The organism is Streptomyces sp. NPDC088707, assembly GCF_044752725.1.
In the GTDB taxonomy this organism is placed as follows: domain Bacteria; phylum Actinomycetota; class Actinomycetes; order Streptomycetales; family Streptomycetaceae; genus Streptomyces.
Genome location: NZ_JBIVLV010000010.1, coordinates 266061 through 285040, shown reverse-complemented (window position 1 = coordinate 285040; position 18980 = coordinate 266061). Strand labels below are relative to the sequence as shown.

At 70.2% G+C, this 18980-nt stretch carries 10 protein-coding genes; 3 read left to right on the top strand and 7 right to left on the bottom strand.

Annotated features, from left to right (window positions below; translation table 11 throughout):
* Positions 1-44: 44 nt before the first annotated feature.
* The 6 genes from ACIP84_RS28705 to ACIP84_RS28680 all read right to left on the bottom strand — a co-directional run bounded on the left by ACIP84_RS28705 (position 45) and on the right by ACIP84_RS28680 (position 14029).
* Positions 45-515 (bottom strand): hypothetical protein, encoded by a 471-nt coding sequence (locus ACIP84_RS28705; protein WP_401801558.1) that lies wholly within the window; start codon positions 513-515, stop codon positions 45-47.
* The gene (locus ACIP84_RS28700; RefSeq protein WP_401801556.1) at positions 512-11140 is read right to left on the bottom strand and encodes a LamG-like jellyroll fold domain-containing protein; all 10629 of its coding nucleotides are present in this window, start codon (positions 11138-11140) and stop codon (positions 512-514) included. Before ACIP84_RS28700 ends, ACIP84_RS28705 begins: the two co-directional genes overlap by 4 nt.
* Positions 11141-11411: 271 nt before the next feature.
* The gene (locus ACIP84_RS28695) at positions 11412-12035 is read right to left on the bottom strand and encodes a BMP family ABC transporter substrate-binding protein (RefSeq protein ID WP_401801553.1); all 624 of its coding nucleotides are present in this window, start codon (positions 12033-12035) and stop codon (positions 11412-11414) included.
* Positions 12032-12370: a hypothetical protein gene (locus ACIP84_RS28690; protein ID WP_401801552.1), complete on the bottom strand. Its 339-nt coding sequence runs from the start codon at positions 12368-12370 to the stop codon at positions 12032-12034. The genes ACIP84_RS28695 and ACIP84_RS28690 overlap by 4 nt, the downstream gene beginning before the upstream one ends.
* A gap of 135 nt (positions 12371-12505) precedes the next feature.
* Entirely contained in the window at positions 12506-13252 is a 747-nt protein-coding gene (locus tag ACIP84_RS28685; RefSeq protein ID WP_355967241.1) for an N-acetyltransferase, read from the bottom strand.
* Positions 13253-13312: 60 nt separating this feature from the next.
* Positions 13313-14029, bottom strand: a complete 717-nt coding sequence (locus tag ACIP84_RS28680; RefSeq protein WP_401801548.1) for an HNH endonuclease family protein — start codon at positions 14027-14029, stop codon at positions 13313-13315.
* A 118-nt stretch (positions 14030-14147) separates the two neighbouring features.
* Here ACIP84_RS28680 and ACIP84_RS28675 point away from each other — a divergent pair, with 118 nt between their 5' ends.
* On the top strand, positions 14148-16016 hold the full coding sequence (locus ACIP84_RS28675) for an endonuclease/exonuclease/phosphatase family protein (protein ID WP_401801546.1): 1869 nt from the start codon (positions 14148-14150) through the stop codon (positions 16014-16016).
* A 70-nt stretch (positions 16017-16086) separates the two neighbouring features.
* Here the strand turns inward: ACIP84_RS28675 and ACIP84_RS28670 are convergent, their stop codons facing one another.
* The gene (locus tag ACIP84_RS28670; RefSeq protein ID WP_401801705.1) at positions 16087-16941 is read right to left on the bottom strand and encodes a hypothetical protein; all 855 of its coding nucleotides are present in this window, start codon (positions 16939-16941) and stop codon (positions 16087-16089) included.
* A 123-nt stretch (positions 16942-17064) separates the two neighbouring features.
* Between ACIP84_RS28670 and ACIP84_RS28665 the strand changes: the two genes are divergently transcribed.
* Together ACIP84_RS28665 and ACIP84_RS28660 are read left to right on the top strand one after the other, a co-directional pair.
* Positions 17065-17658, top strand: a complete 594-nt coding sequence (locus ACIP84_RS28665; protein ID WP_355967248.1) for a TetR/AcrR family transcriptional regulator — start codon at positions 17065-17067, stop codon at positions 17656-17658.
* Positions 17659-17687: 29 nt separating this feature from the next.
* Positions 17688-18953, top strand: a complete 1266-nt coding sequence (locus ACIP84_RS28660; protein WP_401801543.1) for an SGNH/GDSL hydrolase family protein — start codon at positions 17688-17690, stop codon at positions 18951-18953.
* Positions 18954-18980 lie beyond the last annotated feature (27 nt).

The following is an 18980-nucleotide window of genomic DNA, read 5'->3' as shown; positions in this document are numbered from 1 at the left end:
TGCGGGTGTGGGTACCACCCGGATCTACTCGGATCTTCCCGGATCTACTCGGGCGGCGTCGCCGGGATCGTCGCCACCGTCACCTGCCCGTCCATCAGGCACTCGATGAGGACGGACCCACCCAGGGGGTGAATCCAGAAGTGCGGTCCGGCGTCGAGGATGTCCCGCGCGTGCCGCATCGCGACACCCGCAGGCATGGTCACGGTCGGCATCAGCAGGTTTCCCCACATGACGGCCACCCGCTCTTCACGCTGCGCGTACGGCGCGAGCAACTCCGCCGCCACCGTCACCCACTGTTCCTCGTCGTCCCACCAGAGTCGGTCGTCGTACGAGGCGGTGTCGAAGTCGATGGCATCGCCGGAGGCGGCCGGGAACCTGCCGAGGGTCACCCCGTCCAGCTCCCGGCTCTCGGTACGGTCCAGCCGCACGACAAGGCGACCGTCCTCGTCCCGCGGGTCGTTCATGAAGGCCGGAAGGTAGTCCGGTCGGCTTCCGTAGGCGTTGTTGTCGGTCATCTCTGCAGCTTCCTGAGCCAGGGGGCGACGGTCTCGGAAGGCCAGCGGATCGCGTACTTGCGAACGTTCGCGCCCCTGCCCGTCATGACATTGATGTGCGCACCCTTCTTCTCGTCGACGTCGAGGCGGAACTCCCTGTAGTCACCATTGCTCTTCCCGGTGAATCCGGTCACCTTGCCGAAGGTTTCGACGGCGATTTCCAGTCGGCCCCGCAGAGTCTTCCGGGTTCCTGTGTCGAGCGGGCCAACGATGTCCAGGCCGGTGTTCCGCGCGGATTCGAAGGAGTCCCTGTCGAGGGTCACCTCGCTCCTCGGATTGTCCGGCTTGCACTCGCAGACGCTTGAGTGGCCAGGCTGCTTGCCACCGCAGTTGTGCACCAGCACCGCGTCGTTCGGGTCCGCCGCCAGTACCGTGTCGCCCGCGAACACGAAGTACGTGTGCAGGCCCTCGATGCTCAGGTCGTACGTGGTCCTGTCGGCCTTGTACGACCTGACGTCGACGATCGACGTAGGCGCGCCCTCGCCGTTCTGGAGCTTCTGGCCGACCTTGAGGTCGCCCGCCTGCGTCCAGGCGTTGCGGGTGGACTCGTAGAACTGGTGGTGCTCGGTGGTCTCGATCGTCTTCGGACCGGCCTCCGTCTTCACGGTGACGTCGACGTAGTCGCGGTCGGTCTTCGTGACGATGACCTGCTTGACCTCGTGGATCTCCTTGGTCTTCTTGCCGGGCTCGGCCGTGAGGACCTTGTCGCCCGCCCTGACCTTGGAGATCTGCTTGGTCGTGCCGTCCGCGAGCAGCACCGGCGTGGTTGCGGTGAAGCTGTGCGGCGTTCCGCCGCGACGGATCGGGCAGCCGGGACCGGACGAGGCGCCCGGCGAGTCCTTCGCCTTCGGCCCCTTGCCCTTGCCCTTCGCTCCGAACGCGCCGCCCATGACCGCGCCGATCGTCGCCGCCTTCGCGGCTCCGGCGACCGAGCAGCCCTCCTCGCTGTTCACGCACGAGGTGCCGTACTCGACCGCGCCCGTGAGGGCTTCCTCGCCGGCGCTCTCCGCGACGTTCGTCGCGATCTTGCCGGCCGTGCCCGAGAGCAGCTTGCCCGCGGCGCTCGCCGCGAGGCGGCCGCCGACACCACCGGCGGCACCGGTCACGGCGCCGATGGCGACCGCTCCCAGGAATCCGCCGACCGACTTCGGTCCGTCGCTCATCATGTAGCCGACGCCGTTGGCCGCGGCGCCCGCGAGGGCGGCACAACCCACGGCACCCACACCGGCCGTGATCGCGGTGCAGCCCGCGAAGACGGCGATGCCGGTGGCCACCGAGGCGATGGTCGAGGCGTGCTGCTTGACGAAGTTGGCTGTCGCCTTCGCCGCCTTCTTGACGGCTCTGCCGACCTTCTTGGCTGCCTTGACCACCTTCTTGGCCACGTGTTTGACGGCCTTGGCGACCTTGCGGACCGCCTTCTTCACATGCTTGACGACCTTGTGGGCCACACGTTTCACGGTCTTGTAGACACGCTTGACGTATCTCTTGACCTTCCGGACGCTGTCGGCCACGTACCGGACGGCCTTCCGCACCGCCCGCTTGGCCCGCTTCACCACCTTCTTGACGGCCTTCTTGACGACCTTCGCGGCCTTCTTGACGACCTTGGCGACCTTCTTGACGGCCTTCTTGACGTGCTTGTAGGCCGACTTGACGGTCTTGGTGACCTTCTTCTTGACCTTCTTGACGATCTTGTCGGCCCAGCCCGGCCAGTGGCCGGTCGGGTCCATGCCCGTCATCGGGTTGCCGTCCGCGTACGCGTACCGGTTCGCCGAGATCGAGTTCGGGACCCCGCTGAGGGCGACGGTGTCGCGGCTGTTGAACTGGCCGGTCTCCGGCGAGTACCAGCGCGCGGCCATGTTGACCTTGGCCGTCTCCGGATCGGTCCAGCCGGACTGGTAGCCCAGCGAACCCAGCATCGTCGCCGACTGGACGACCTTGCCGAACGGCGAGTAGGTCGTCGAGCCGGTCAGCGCCTCGCCCGTGGTGGTGAACTGCGCCACCACGTCCGTGTGCAGGTCCGTCATGGCGAGCACGGAGCTGACGGCGTTCTTCACACCGACCACGGCGCCCCCGGCGTCACGGCTGTAGGTCGACAGACCGTCCGATGCCACCTCGTTGCCGTCGCCGCTGTACTTGAACGCGTAGAGCTCGGTGCCCGTCTCGTCCTTGGCGTTCAGGACGCGGTCGAGACCGTCGTACGTGTAGGTGCGGTTTCCTTCCTGGATGACGCGGTTGAAGGCGTCCACCTTCATGGTCGTCACCCGGCTGGCCTCGTCCGTCACCGAGCTGAGCGTGCCGCGCGCGGTGTAGGTGTAGGCGGTGTGACCGTCCGACGTGAGCCGGTTCCGGGCGTCGTAGGTGTAGGTGTCGCCACCCACCCGGGTCCGGTTGCCGGACGCGTCGTAGCCGTAGACCTCGTTCGTCGTCCCGTTGTTCCAGGACATGACGCGGTCGGCCCAGTCGTACGTGTACGTGTTGGCCGACGAACCGGCGAGCCCCGTCGTCGTCTTCGACGTCAGGTTGTCGTTCGCGTCCCACCCGTAGGTGAAGGACGCGAGCGTCTTGCCGGTGGGCGAGGTCAGCGAGTCGCTGGTCAGACGCTCCAGCTTGTCGTAGCCGAAGCTGCGCTTCGCCTTGCCCGTGCCGTAGTCGACCGACGTCACGTTGCTGTTGACGTCGTAGCCGTACGTCGCCGTCGAGCCCGTCAGACCGTCGTTCGCGGTCTTCACGCGGCCGGCGGTGTCGTAGCCGAAGGTCGACGTGCCCGAGGCGTCCGTGCGGGAGGTCATCCCGCCGTCGCCGTCGTACGCGAAGGACGAGGAGCCCGAGGGCCCGTTCGCGGTCAGGAGCAGACCCCGGTCGTCGTACGAGAAGGTGTTCTTCTCCGTACCGAGGCCGGCGACGGCCGTGATCCGGTCGTCGGCGTCGTAGTCGTACGTGTGGTCGGCCGTGACGGCCTCCGCACCCGTACCCGACTGGCGGATCAGTCGGCTCTTCACGTCGTACTCGAAGGAGATGTTCACCCCACCGGGAGAACGGGACTCCTTGATCCGGCCGCCGCCGTCGTAGACCGCCGTGAACGTCCGGTCCGCGAGGTTCGGATGGGTCGGCGTGGACGGCTCGATCTGCGACTCCGGCAGACCCCACGTGTTGTACGTCGTCAGGAACGGGTTGCCCCGCCCGTCGGTGAAGCGGGTCTGGTTGCCGGCCGCGTCGTACCCGTAGGTCGTGGTGATCGACTCGGTCGCGGAGACGGGCTCCACGACCTTCGTGATCAGACCCGAGGAGTCGTACGTGAAGGTCTTCGTGTGACCGCGGTGATCGGTCGCCGAGACCATGTTGCCGGCCCGGTCGTAACCGGTGCTCGCCGTACGCAGCACGGCACCCGTCTCGTCCAGGTCGTCCGTCCTCACCAGCTGGCCGAAGCCGTCGTACGTGTTGCGGGTGCTGGTGCCGTCGGGCTCGGTGGCCGTGAGCGGCTGACCGTCCATGTCGTACGTGAAGCGCGAGACCTTGCCCGCGCCGTCGGTCACCTCGGTGACCTCACCCTCGGCGTTGTACTTGTACGACTCCGTGACGCCCTGCGGCGACACGATCCGGGACAGCTCGCCGCCCGGTGCGTTGTACTCGTTGATCGCCGTGTACGCCCGCTGCGTCGGCTGGCGCACGATGTCCGTGCTGGTCAGCTCGCGGCCCAGGTAGTCGTACGTCATCTCCTGGCGGGCGCCGTTCGGCCGGGTGGCCGACAGCTGGTCGCCGTTGGTGGAGTAGGTGTACTTCGTCGTACCGCCGCCCGGTTCGGTGACCGAGGCCAGGTCGCCCAGCTGCGTGTAGGTGTACGTGGTGCGGCCGCCGAGCGGGTCGACCTCCGCCGTCACCTGGCCGAGCTTGTTGTACTCGTTGTACGAGGTCGCGCGGATCGGGGCGGACGCACCCGGCGCGAGGTAGTCGGGAGACGTCGTCGACAGCTCCTGGCCCTCCGCGTCGTACGCCGTCGTCACCACGTTGCCGAGCGGGTCCGAGGACTCCGTCGCCTCGCCGAACGTGTTGTACCCGGTCATCGTGACGGGCCGGACGGAGACCGGGGTCCCGCCGTTCTGCTCCGCCATGACGGCCGGCTCGGTGACCGAGGTCTGCTGGCCGAGCTCGTCGTAGCCGTAGTCCGTGACGTTGCCCGCGGTGTCCGTCTGGGACACCGGCAGACCGCGCTGGTCCAGCTTCCACGTGGTGGTGCGGACCGTGGAGCCCGCGGCCGGCAGGGTGCCGCCCTTGAGCGCCGTGATCTGCGTGGAGGTCAGCGCCTCGGAGTAGACCTGGACGTCGTCGATGCCGCCCTTGAACTCGTAGTCGTAGTTCCCGGCGCCCATCTTGTGGCGGCCGATCTGGAACGGGCCGGTCGCCTCCCAGTTGCCGGCGACCGGGACTTCCTGCGCGAGCGTGCCGTTGACGTACAGGCGCAGCTTGGACGCCTGGGCGTCGTACTGGCCGACCAGGTGGGTCCAGGCTCCGGCGACCGCCGCGGACGGGGCGGAGACCGCCCGGTCGTAGGCGAGGGGCAGCGCGTCCGCCCGGGGGCGGGCGAACGCCCAGCCGGTGTTGGCCGCGTAGTACAGCACGAAGCCGTACACCGTGCCCGCGTCCTGCGAGAGGACCGTGCGACCCGTCGTCAGGTCGGACAGCTTGGCCCACGCGGAGACCGTGAAGCTGCCGGCCGTGTTCACGGCCGGGCCCGAGGCCTGCGCCCACGAGTTGACGTCACCGTCGAAGGCGGCGCTGCCGCCCCGGTCGGTGTTCCAGTGCATGCCGGTGCCGTGGGTACCGGTGTTGTTGGCGCCGGAGGAGTCGGCCAGGCCGAAGCCCGTCGTCTCGTCCAGCTTGTAGCGGGCCACCGGAGCCGTGGTGCCGTCGTGGCTGGTGGTTCCGGTGATGTTGCCCAGCGAGTCGTACCGGGTGTCCGTGGTGGACACGTCGCCCGTCGCCGGGTCCCGGTCCGTCTCCGACACCACGTTGTCGTCCGGGTCGTAGCTGGTCTGCGTGGTCCTGGCGAGCCCGTTGGGGTCGAGGATCTCGGAGACCGTACGGTCGGCCGCGTCCACCGTGAAGGTGGTGCGGGTCTGCCCGTCGTTGGTGACCTGCTCGATCAGGTTGCCGGCGGCGTCGTAGGTGTTCGCCTGCTCCGTGAAGGACTTGCCGGTCTGCGGGTCCCTGCGGACCACGGAGGCCGACAGGCCGTCGTCGGTGTAGGTGTACGCCGTCTGCCAGCCCAGCGAGTCGGTGATCGACGCGAGGCGGCCGGCCGGGTCGTACGCCCGGGACTCCTGGACGAGCGTCGTCGGAGCCGTCGGGTTGTACGGGTCGCCCGTGTAGCCGAGCAGGCTGGTGGTGAGCGGACGCTGCTCGCCGTCGAAGGTGTAGGTGTTGACGGTCCCCGCGGGGTCCGTCTCCTTCACCTTGTTGCCGTAGACGTCGTACTCGAACGACGTGGTGTCGCCGCCCGGGTCCGTCCTGGTCGCCAGCTGGTTGGTGGCGTCGTACGTCATCGACGTGACGCGCGCCGTGTCACCGCCGGTGAGGTCCTGGACCGTCTGGGACAGGATGTTGCCGTCGGGGTCGTAGCCCGTGGTCGTCTTCGCCTGGTGCTTGGCGCCGGTGACCCGGTTGGTGACGGACGGGGTCGTCTCGGTGACGACCTGGTCGTTCTTGTCGTACGTCTGCGACGTGACCAGGCCGCCCGGGTTCGCGTCCGAGACCTCCTTCTTGGAGATCTCGCGGCCCAGCTTGTCGTACGTGTACTCCACCGTGGCGCCGTTGGCGTCGGTGATCTTCGCCAGGTCGCCGTTGGCGAAGTAGGTGTACGTCGTCTTCCGGCCACCCGGTGTGGTGACCTGCGACACGAGACCCGCCGGGGTGACCGCCGTGCCGCCCTCCGCCGCCGGGGTGGTGGCGGTGGTGTACGTGGTCGAGGCGGTCCGGCCGTTCGGATGACCGGCCACGGGGGGCGTGGTCACCGACAGCAGGTTGCCGCCCGCGTCGTAGGAGTAGCTCGTGAGGTAGGCGTTGTCCGTCGGACCGGACGAGCGCCCGTCCCGCTCCGTGAGGATCAGGTCGTTGCGCAGGTCCATCGGCGGGAAGGCCGTGGTCGAGTCCGGGTAGAAGGTGTAGTACTCCGTCGAGCACTTGTTCGCGGCCGTGTTCTGGCAGGTGGTCTGGGAGACCGTGTTGCCGCGCACGTCGTGACCGGTGATCGAGCGGTTGCCGTTGGCGTCCGTGATGGTGTGCAGGAAGCCGCCGGTGTCGTACCCGTAGGTGGTGCGGTCGCCCTCGGTGTCGATCGCGGCGAGCAGGCGGTTGCCCATCTCGGCGTCGTACACGTAGGTGAGGGTCTTGTCCTTCGGGTCGGTCAGCTTGACCGTCTTGACGGGGGCGATGCCGGAGGACGCCTTGTAGGCCGACCAGTGCGTCGCCACGTCCGCGTCGGTCAGGCCCTTGGCGTGGACCGCGACCTCGGCGATGGAACCGGTGAAGTAGCTGACGTCACCCGGCGAGCTGATCCAGCCCTTGCCGAAACCGGCGCCGATGAAGGTGCGGGTCGTCGACTGGTCGTTGGCCGCGCCGGTGTAGTCCTTCTGCTTCACACCGTCCAGGTAGAGCGTCTGCGTCGTGCCCTTCGCCGACAGCACCGCGTGGTGCCACTTGTCGTCGGTGACCGTACCGGTGGTGCCGAAGTCGGTCGTCCCGCTGCCGGTGGCGCTCCACCAGTGACCGCGCAGCTTGCCGTCCGCGCCGACGTACAGCAACGGCGAGTAGGCGGCGCCCGCACCGAGCGGATCGTTCGGGGCACGGGCCTGGTCGCTCATGAGGACGCCGGGTTCGGCCGTCTTGAACCAGAGCTCGACCGAGCGGTCGGCCTTGGCGTGCAGCGGGCCGTACGGGATCTCCACGAAGGAGGTCGAGCCGTCGAACGTCGCCGCGCTCGCGTCACCCGGACCGAAGGGGCCTTCGGCGCCCTGGATGACGTTGTTGTACGTGCCGAAGCCGGTGTTCACCTGGTTCGCGGCCTGCGCCGCGCCCTGGGTGTCGTCCATGCGCCAGTAGCCGGCCGGGGCTGAGCCCATGACGGCGGAGCGGTAGACCTGGGACGAGCCGGTGATGGTCGGCGGGTTGAGCTTCCAGGTGCCGCCGTTGCCGTCGGTGGCCTGGAGGACGCGGTCGTCGGTGGTGTCGTAGACGACGGACGCCTGGGTCTTGCCGCCCGGAGTGGTGATCTTCTGGAGGAGACCGGCCGACCGGGTGGCGGAGTCGTACTGGGTCTTGATCACGTCGGCCGACAGCGGCTCGGAGAAGATCGCGACCTCGGCCAGCTGGCCGTTGAAGTGACCGAGCTTGTCGCCCGCGTTCATCGCCGGCCAGCCCATGGTGTTCACACCGGCGCCGAGGGAGATGTACGGCTGCACCCAGTCGTTGATGGTGCCGCTGAGCGAGCCGACCGCCGCACCGTCGAGGTACAGGGTCTGGCTGTTGGCGACACCGGTCAGGACGGCGCTGTGCCACTTGCCGTCGGTGACGACGGGGGTGGACGTGATCGTCGTCATGCAGCCGGGCGACATCGCCAGGCAGCCGCGCAGCTTGCCGTCGGTGCCCACGTACACCGCGGGGGTGTTCTTCGTGGTGTTGGCCACCGGGTCGGGGTCGCTGAGGGGCTTGTCGCCGTAGTAGAAGAGCACGCCTCCGGCGGTGCTCGTCTTGAACCACAGCGAGACGGACGTGTACGAGGGCGTGGCGCCCGGCGCGGCCGGCATCTCGACGTACGAGGTGGTGCCGTTGAAGGTGGCCGCCTTCTGGGTGGAGCCCGCGAGGGGGCCCGTCCCGCCCAGCGTCACGTTCTTGTACGTGCCGTTGTACTGGCCCTGGTTCGCGTCGAGGGCGTCCTTGGCGACCGTGCCCGAGGTCTCGCCGAGCCGCCAGTAGGCGAACGGGTCGGCGTCGAGGACCGTGGTGCGGTAGTGGTTGCCGGTGGCGTAGGTGTACGTCGTGCACTTGGACCAGTCGGCCGGCGGGCACACCTTGGTGAGCTGGTCACCGGTGTAGGTGTACTGCCAGGTCTGGACCGAGTTCGCGTCGCCGGCCGTGGCCTGGTCGGTGTAGACGGTCTGGACGTGCCAGGCGGTGGCCGAGGCCGGCTGGTACCAGGTCAGGCCCAGGTTCCGCTTGGAGACCTCGTTCGTGATCTTCGTGAGGCGCTTATTGGCGTCGTACGCGAAGGTCTCGGTGCGGCCCGCGTAGTCCTTGATGGTCTTCAGCGCGTAGGTGCCGGCCTTCGCGGTCGCCTGGGTGAAGGCGTACTCCGTGAAGTCCTTGTCCGTGAGCGCGTAGCCGCCGCCGGTGACGGCCGCGAGGCGCGCGTAGCGGCCCAGCGGGGGCACGAAGGTGCCGTCCGAGTTCCTGCCGAAGGCGACCTGCTCACCACCCGGGTAGGTGATGATCACGCTGGTGAGCGCGCCGGCGCCGTCCTTGACCTCGACGGCCTTCATGTCGACGATCGTCGACCAGCCGGCGCCGAAGGCGGAGTCCACCCGGGGGTCGAGGCTGTTGTAGGAGCGCTCGATCTCCAGCGACGGGCCGATCACCGACACCTGGGCGTCGGTGTCCTCGGTCGTGTAGTTGCCGTCCGAGGGGTCGAAGTCGTGGCCGTCGGTGTTCATCGACAGGCCCGAGGTGACCGGCGGCTGCGGCACGGCCGTGGTGAAACGGCTGCCCTCCACGACGGCCGAGGTGCCGTCGCTGGCCTCCACGTACCAGTCGTAGTTCTCCGACCACTTCAGCTTGCCCGCGGGAACCTTCCAGCTGCCCTTGGTGACAGCGCCGGAGGTGGCGATCAGCGTGGGGGTGCCGGTGGCGTCGCCCTCGTAGACCTCGAAGGTGTACGTCAGCGGGTTCGGACCCTTGTCGGCGTCGCTCGCGTAGACGAGCAGCTCCGGCTGGAGGGTGTTGGCCTGGAAGTTGGCCGGCGGGTACTGGGCGTTGATCTGCGGCGCGGTGTTCGCCGTGTACGTCAGATCAAGGGCCGGGCGGAAGCCGGCGGTGGCCGAGTTGTCCGAGTGGAACTTCTTCCAGTGGAGCATGTCGTTGGTCGGCGCGGTGAGCGCCAGACCGTAGTTCGCGGCTCCGCCGGCGACGTTGTTGAACCACGTCGTGTTGAGGGAGACCGGCATCTTCACGCCGACCGAGGCCGAGTTCCCGCTGTTGGAGCAGGAGGCGCCGGGAGCGGGCGTGGCCGATCCCATGGCCGCGCCGAAGCTCGGGCCCGGGTAGCTGGTCACTCCGGACGGGGTCCAGGACTGGGTGATCGGGTGCACCGAGAACGACTGGGCGGCGCAGGTGGAGGACCAGAGCGCGTAGACGTTCAGGGTGGCGGCGGTGACCCGCTTCCCCGCGAGCGTGGTGCCCAGCGAGGAGAACTGCAGGAACGAGTTCGTCTTGTTCGTGCCCGAGTCGTAGGAGCCGACCTTGATCTGCGTCTCGGTGGAGTGGTCACCACCGATGGTGTTCTGCGCGTACGTGGAGTTCGACGCGGTCACCGTCGGGTCGACGGTGACCGGGTAGACCCGGGCGGGGTCGTCCAGCCAGGCGCGGTCCGCGGTCATCCGCAGCGCCGGCTCGCCGTCCACCGTCACCAGCTCGTAGGTCACGGCCCGCGACTGGGCGGGGTCGCCCGAGCGCGGGTCGATCTTGGAGTCCTCCATGAACGCGTGCGGGATGGTCGCGGTGACCTTTCCGTTCGCGTCGGTGAACTCCACGTCGCCGTCGGCGGCGACGCGGGGGGTGAGGCCCTTCACGTCGAGCGGGAAGGTCCAGGAGTTCGCGGCCTGCGGGGAGCGCAGGACGACGTTCTCCTTGAAGCCCTCCGCCAGCGGCACGAGCTGTACGTCGGTCTCGGGCAGCACGTCCGCGTACGTCACGGTGCCGTTCGCGGCGACGGTGGGCTCCGTCTTCGCGGCGCCCTTCAGCGCGTACGCGAGCGAGCGGCCCGCGCCGAAGTCGACCGAGGCCAGGGCCTGGTCGGCGGCGGTCGGCGCGAACTCGACGTCGAGGGAGTTGGCCGTCTGCTGGAGGCGGCCGTCCTTGTCCTCGGTCAGGCTCGTGTCGATGGCCTTCCACGTGCCGTCCGCGGCCTTGAAGTTGGTGCGGCCGGCGAAGTGGCGGACCGTGGTGGAGCCGTCGGCGTTGACGTAGTAGTCCGAGGTGGCCGTGGACTTCTTCGCGTCGCGCTTGCTGGTGCGCGCGTCGAAGCTCTTGGCGTTGCCCGGCGCCTTGCCGGTGCGGGTCTCGGCGGGGTCGTCGGTCTCCCGCTCGAACAGCGGGAGTTCGCCCTTGCCCTTGCCGGGCTTGCGCCCGGCCTTGCCTTCGAGGCTCGTGGCGTCCGATGAGGCCTGATGGCTCTTGCCCCGCGCCGTGCCGCCCTGCTGGTCGGGGGTGTCGAGAGGGCTCTCGCTCACCCACTTCCACAGACCGGAGAGGGAGAGCTTGGGCATCTTCACCGGTTCGAGCGTGACGCCCGCGGCGAGCGCCGACTCGGTGGTGAGCATGAGGAACAGGGAGATGAGTACGGAAAGAGCCGTAGCCCTCAGCCTGCGTCTTCCGGTGCGACCCGGTGGGAACAGGCGAGGGCTACGGACCCGGCGTATACGCATGGGCCAGCCTTTACTAACGCGATTCTTACAAAGCCTCGCGAGCCTGCCCGATGACGGATCACCAGTTCACACCAGGGTGCCGAACTTTACCCGGGCTTTACTTTTGGGAGGGAACCCTTCCGGACAACTCCTGACGGGGTACCCCGGCAGGACGCCTGTCGGCCCGTCAGTCCTCGTGGGCCAGCCGCTTCACCGTCGCCGCGATGTCGTCCTTGAGGGACGCGCCGGGTGCCACCCGGACCAGGTTGTCGTGGGCCGCGCCGCCCGCCTCACCGACCGTCACGAACCGGACCTTCGGGTTCTTCTCCACCGCCGCCTCGGCGGCCGCCACCTGCGGGGCGCCCGAGGCGACGACGATCTCGCAGTCCCGCTGGACCAGACCGTTGAGGAACGGGCGGGCGTTCTCCACCGACTTCTCGCCCATCACCGGCACGAACGTCACACGGATGCGCTTGTCCAGCGACGCCGCCTGCATCCCCTCCCAGACGGGGGCCGCCGGAGCACCGGTCACGATGCCCCGCTCGTCGGTCAGCAGACAGGCGTCGTAGTCCTGGTAGGCACGGGCCCGGGTGTCGGGCGGGGTGCCCGGTCGGTCCGCCCCGGCGAACAGCGAGACGCCGACGAAACCGAGGGCGAGGACCACGACGGAACCCACCGCCCAGCCCAGCCGGCCGCGCAGGGCACCCGCGCCGGCGGCCAGCAGCCCCGGAATCCGGGCACCCCCGGACTCCGCCGCCTCCCTCTTGGACGCCTCCCGCTCGGTGACGCGCCAGGCGCGACGGGTCTTCACCGGCCGGCCCTCCCGGCGGTGAGGAGGTGCGCCGACGCACCCAGGGTGGTGGCCGCGAGCAGCACCACGTCGAGGAGGTACGCGGAGCCGTGGGTCTCCTCGGGCGTCAGCGCGATCTGGAAGCACCAGCCGACCGAGGCGGCCGTGAACAGCAGCGCGGCGAGCCAGTCGTTCCGCGTCCCGCGCCGCAGGGCGAGTGTGAGCGAGGGGACGAACCCGAGGACGCCCAGGCTCAGCAGCGGCACCAGCGCGAGCCCGACCCGGGCCGGCCGGCCCGGCAGCTCCTTGGGGCGCGGGGACTCCGCGCCCTTCTCCAAGCGGACGGCCTGGTTCACGATTCGCGGGACCTCTCACGGAGGCGCACGCCGGGGGCGGGGCGCACGGGTGTACGACAGGGGACGCCGTACGGTACATCCCCCGCCGCGAAGATCGCCCCCGGGGTCCCGCTCCCCGGGGGCGTCCCGTACGTCTCAGATGCGGTGTCGCACCCACACATTGGGCTCGACATAGACCGCGTAGCCGCGCGAGGCGTCGCAGTGGACGGGCACGAGCGCGCCCGCGACCTCGACCGGCCCGTCGGCGTCGAAGGGCAGGCCGGTCCACGAGCGCCACTGCTCGACCGAGCCGGAGACGGTCATCGATGCCGGGGCCACCGCCTCGACGACACCGCCCGCGCGCACATGGACGCGCAGCCAGGCGTCGTGCGGCAGTCCGTCGGACTCCCGGGTACGGAAGGCGTACTCGTGGATGGAGGACGCGGCCTCCAGGTGCTTGCCGTTGGGGCGGACCGGGGCGACCAGCTCGGAGAAGCCGAGGCGCCCGGCGTTGCCCCGCATGGCGGCCAGCATGCGGTGGGAGATGCCCCGACCCAGGGCGCTCGTGTCGACCGTGATCTCGATGGCGCTGACGGTGTCGGCCTCACGGCCGTGCTTCAGGTCGGAGAACGCCCAGAGCAGCACCTCGTCCCAGCCGCGCGCGGGCAGCTCGCGGCGCCCGTCGACGTCGAGGCGGAAGGGAACGCTGAAGCCACGGGCGACGACCTTGCCCTCGGCGTCGGTGGCCACGAGGACGTACTCCGGCAGCTCGCGCACGATCCGCCCGATGTTCGCCCAGCCCACCGGGTCGTACATCATGAACTCGGGCCAGAGGTCGCGCATGCCCCACATCGGCCCTTCCAGTTCGGGGCGCTCGGCAAGGGTCGATATGTTCAGGTCCATGCAGGCAGGGTAAAGATCATTTCGCCTCGCACCAACAGGTTTTCCCCCGGCCGGTGAGGGCTACGGAAGTTTCTGCTGCGGACAGCCGGCGAGGACCCGCTTCATCGCGTCCCGCTCGCCGGCCGTCACCCACACCCCGTACTTCTTCTTCACGGCGATCTGCCGGGCCACGTACGTGCAGCGGTACGCCTTGTTCGGCGGCAGCCAGGTCGCCGCGTCGCCGTCGGACTTGCGGCGGTTGGTGGAGGCGTCGACGGCGAGCAGGTTGAGCGGGTCGTTGGCGAACCGGCGCCGGGTCTCCCCGTCCCACTTCCCCGCGCCCTTCTGCCAGGCGTCGGAGAGCGCGACGACATGGTCGATGTCGACCTTGCTGCGCCCGCGGACGAAGCGGACGGTGGTCCCGGTGTACGGGTCGTCGGTGAGCGTGCCGGAGGCGACCTTGCAGCGGCCGTCGGTGAACCGGACGCCGGTGAGGTCGCGCTTGAGTATGTCGTCCCGGGTCCCGCAGCCGTTGCCGTCGACGTCCGCCCAGGCGCGGCCGAACTTCTCCCGCTCGTAACCGGTCTTCGGCGCACGTCCCTTGACGGTGAGCGTCTCGACGGCGGCGAGGGCGGTCCCCCGCGCGGCGGGCCTGTCGCCCGCGCCACCGCCGGATCCCGCACCGCCGCCGGATCCCGGGCCGCCGTCGGCTCCGGGTGAGCAGGCGGTGGCGAGGAGCGTGGTGACGGCGAGCGCCGAGGCGGCCAGGGCTGATCGGAACGTCCGTTCTGTGAACACCTGTACATCCTAGGCCGGTTGCGGACATCCGGACCGGGCCGTTCACCCGCCCATCGAGTGGAACACGCATTCGACTAGCGTTCATCCCTTCCATGACGCTCCCTCAGGAGGGGTTGCTTTGCACATACCCAGACCGGCTCGCGCCCTGTTGGCCACTCTGGCCCTCATCTGCGCGGCCACGATGGTGTCGGCGCCTCAGGCGCTGGCCGACACGGTGAACTACGCGTCCGCGCCGCCCATCAGGACGTTCACGTACAACATCTGCGGCAGCAGCGGGACCGAGGGCTGCAACGCCACGCGAGAGGAGGACGACGCCCGTCACAAGACGATCGTCGACGAGACGGCGGGCGGCGTCTGGAACGCCGACTACATCTTCCTCGTCGAGGTCTGCAGCTACCAGTTCAACCGCATGGACGCGAGCCTCAAGCCCCGGGGCTACACCGGCCGGTACGTCGAGACCGTCCCCGCCGGCAGCCTCCACGACTCGACCGGCAGGCCGCTCTGCGTCGACTCATCCGGGAGCGGCACGGCCCGCAGCTACGGAATGGCCGTGTTCGTCCGGGGCTCCTTCGTCGAGTCCACGGTCCTCACCCTGGACACGAAGACCGCGATCCAGCAGACCGTCCCGGGCGCCACGGGCGAGGACATCAAGTCCCCCTGCATCAAGTCGTGGGTGCAGAACCGCGCGACCTGGGCCTGCTCCGTACACCTGTGGTGGGGAGCCCCGAACGTCCCCGCCGACCCCGGTGCGGGCGCCACCCCCGCGGAGATCGCCGCGTACAAGGACAGGCTGGCGCGGCACGAGGTGATGACCAGGGAGGCCGACGCCCTGGTCCGCAAGGCCAAGGAGTGGGAGCAGGCGGGCATCCCCGTCATCCTCAGCGGCGACTTCAACTCCAGCCCGTGGGGGGACGTGCTCAACCGTTTCTACGAGCCGGCCACCGGCGACGGCGCGTACGGCACGTTCGTCGAGGCCGACGAGACCGACTTCGACGACGTCGGCCCGTACGGCAACTGCCGGACCCCTGGGCTGACGCGGTGCCGGGTGGGTGAGTTGACGATGTACGACAAGACGCACCAGAACCGTGTGCAGAAGCTCGACTACACCTTCTTCAGCGGCCAGTTCTTCCGCGGCGTCGTCGGTGACGTCCCCGACGAGCCGAAGACGACCACCGGCAAGTGGATCTCCGACCACCTGCCGCTCCGCGGCGCGGCCTACTGGAAGGACTGCGGCACCTACGGCACCACTCCCGGCGCCGTGTACCGGCGGGACGCGGCCGGCGGCCTCTACCGCTACGAGGGCCGCGCCACCGGCGACACCGCCGCGCTCGCCAAGCCGTGCAAGGTCGGCTTCGGCTGGGGCGCGATGAAGCAGGTCGCCCGCCAGGGCACGACCCTCGCCGCCGTCGACACGGCCGGCGTCCTGTGGCACTACCCGCTCAGCCCGGTGGACGGTACGTACTCCGGTGGCACCCGCCGCCAGGCCGGCACCGGCTTCCTGACCGACGACGTGCTCCTCGCCCCCGGCGACTTCGACGGGGACGGCACCGCCGACCTGATCACCCGCGCCGGGAGCAAGCTCTGGCTCCACAAGGGGACCGGCGCGGACAGCTACGCCCCGCGGACGCAGATCGCCGACACCGGCGGCGCCTGGGCCGACTACACGTCCGTGGTCGCGACGGACTTCGCCGACACGGTTGACGCGCCCGGTACGGCCGATCTCGTCGCCATCGACAAGGCAGGTGATCTCTGGCTCCAGGAGGGGAAGGGCGACGGAACCCTCGCGGAGCGCAGGAAGATCGGCAACGGCTGGCAGGTCTACGACGCCCTCGCCGCCGTCGGCGATCTCAACGGCGACGGGAAGCCCGATCTGAGCGGGCGCGAGAAGGCGGGAGACCTCTTCTACTACAAGGGCGACGGGGCCGGCGGCTACGCCCCGCGCGTGAAGATCGGTTCGAGCTTCCCCGCAGGGGAACTGCTCTTCTGATCGGTCGCACGACCGGGCCCGGGTGTCGCACGAGCGACGCCCGGGCCCTTCGCGTCCGGCCCCGTGCCGGTCACACCTTGCCGATGCCCAGGGTGTTCTCGGAGGGCAGCAGGCCGGAGCCGATCGCCGCCAGCCAGGGGCCGCCGAGCAACTCCGCGAGGCGGGCGGTGCCGTCCGGGCCGAGGGCGTCCCAGGGGGCGGCGGCGAGTTCGTCGGTACGCCGCTCGACCTCGGCGCGCAGGGCGCGGCCCGCCTCGGTGGCTCCCCCGTCGGCGGTCAGGAGGCCGCGGGCGGCGAGACGGGCGCGCGCCGCCTCCCATTCCTCGCCGCTCCAGCCCCGGCTCTCGAAGACGGGCTCGGGCGCGGCACCGATCGCCGCGAAGGAGACGAGCGACTCGACCGGGTCGAGCCCGGCGTCGACGAGGGCTTCGAGGTGGCCGTCGCCCCTGTGCTCGCGCAGGACCGTCGCGGACTGCCAGAGGACCAGGTGCGGGGCCTCGGGCCGGGGCAGGGCGGCGTTGGCGACGGCGAGCGGGCGGGACACGAGGGCCCCGGAGGCCGCCGCCGCCCCGTCGGCGGCGGTGCGGGCGAGGGTGGCCGCCTCGGCGAGTTCGGGGCTCGCGAGGAGTTCCTCGCCCAGGACGGCCCGGTAGGTGCGGTCGACGGCCCGGAGCCGGGCGGCGAGGACGTCGGCCGGAGCCGCGGTCTCCCAGGCGGCGGGGACGTGTCGGGCGATCATCGCGGGACTGAAGCTGTAGAAGGTGTCCGCCACCCGGTCCGGGCCCACGGGGCCGAGGGGTGCGGCGCGCCAGGCGAAGTAGGAGGGCCAGCGCTCGGAGGTGTCGTAGCCGAGGGCGGCGGCCTCGTCGAAGGCCTCCGGGGCGTAGTAGAGCAGGGCGTGCAGGGGTTCGAGCAGGTGCCACATCTGACGTACGCGTCCGGATTCCACGGCGGACTCCTCTTCACTCGCTCACCATCTAGTCAGTGACTAGATGGTGCTCCGCGTCCCGCAACTTGTCAATGCCTAGATCGGGGCTAGGCTCCTCCCATGACGCGCACGAGCCGGAGCTCCTACCACCACGGCGGCCTGCGGCAGGCCGTCCTCGACGCCGCCCTCGACGTCATCGCCGCCGAGGGCCCCGGGGCGCTCAGCCTCCGCGACCTCGCGCGCCGCGCGGGCGTCTCGCACGCCGCGCCCGCCCACCACTTCAAGGACCGCACCGGGCTCCTCACCGCCCTCGCGACCGAGGGGTACGGCCTCCTCGCCGAAGCCCTCGCCGCCGCGCCCGAGCTGCGCGAACGCGGGGTGCGGTACGTGCGGTTCGCGATCGAGCACCCCGCCCACTTCCAGGTCATGTTCCAGCCGGACCTGCTGCGCGCCGACGACCCGGACCTGCTCACCGCCAAGGAGCGTGCCTCCGCCGAACTCCGCGCCGGCGTCGCCGCCCTGACCGACGTCCCCGACGCCCGCACGGCGGGCATCGCCGCCTGGTCGCTCGCCCACGGCTTCGCGACGCTGCTCCTCACCCACAACGTGACGGGAGCCCTGGGCGACCGCGACCCCGAGGAGTACTTCCGTTCCCTCACCGGCCTGCTCTTCACCGGCCAACTCCCGCCGGAGGAACCGGAGCCGCGGGAATAGCCCGCGACGGTCAGCAATTGACGGAGAACATGAGAACCACGAACACCCTCCGTCGCACCGCCACAGCCCTGCTCACCACGGCGACCCTCGCCTTAGCCCCCACCGCCCTCGCCGCCCCCGACCACGCGGGATCCGGATCGCCCTGGCGCGGCGCCTGGGCCGCCTCCCCGCAGGCACCCGCCGCGCCACTCGGCCCCAACTGGTCGGAGCAGGGCTTCGACAACCACACCGTGCGGCAGGTCGTCCGCGTCACCGCCTCCGGCACCCGGGCCCGGATCGAGCTGAGCAACCGCTACGGCACCGGCCCGCTGCGCGTCACCGGCGCGACCGTCGCCCGCACGGCCGAGGGCGGTGCGGTGCGCGCCGGTTCGGTCCGCACCCTGCGCTTCGACGGGCGGGCGTCCACCACGGTCCCGGCCGGCGGCACGCTCCTCAGCGACGGCGCCCCCTTCCCGGTCAAGGCGTTCGAGTCCCTGACCGTCACCCTGTACCTGGCGGGCGAGACAGGCCCGGCCACCTTCCACCAGTTCGCCGGCGCCACCGCCTACCGGGCCGCAGGCGACCACCGCGGAGACCTGTCCGGCTCGGCCTTCACGGAGACGAGCACGTCCTCGTACTACCTGTCGGGCGTCGAGGTCACCGGCGGCCGGGACACCGCCCGTCGCGACGGCATCGTCGCCTTCGGCGACTCGATCACCGACGGCGTGGGCTCCGCGACGGACGCGGACAACCGCTACCCGGACGAGCTCGCCGAGCGACTGGCCGCGGCGGGCAGCCCGCGCGCGGTCCTCAACCACGGGATCGCGGGCAACCAGGTCGTCAACGACACGACCTGGGCCGGCGAGAAGGCCCTGACCCGCTTCCGCCAGGACGTCCTGAACGAGCGCGGCGTCCGCACGGTCATCCTCCTCGAAGGCATCAACGACATCGGCGGCAGCACGGTCGACTTCCCCGCCGCGCCCACCCCCGACGTCTCCGTGACCGAACTGATCAAGGGCCACCGCACCCTGATACGCCAGGCCCACGCCAAGGGCCTGAAGGTGATCGGCGCGACCCTGACCCCGGTCAAGGGCTCCTTCTACGACACCCCGGCCAACGAGGCCAAGCGCGACGCCTTCAACACCTGGGTCCGCACGTCGGGCGCGTACGACGCGATCGTCGACCTCGACCACGCGGTCGCCGACCCGACGGACCCGGACCGCATCCTCCCGGCGTACGACTCGGGCGACGCCCTCCACCCGAACGACGCGGGCTACCGCGCCATGGCCGGGGCGCTGGACCTCGACGAGCTGTAGGGCCGAAGGCCCGGTCGGGGGCGCGCC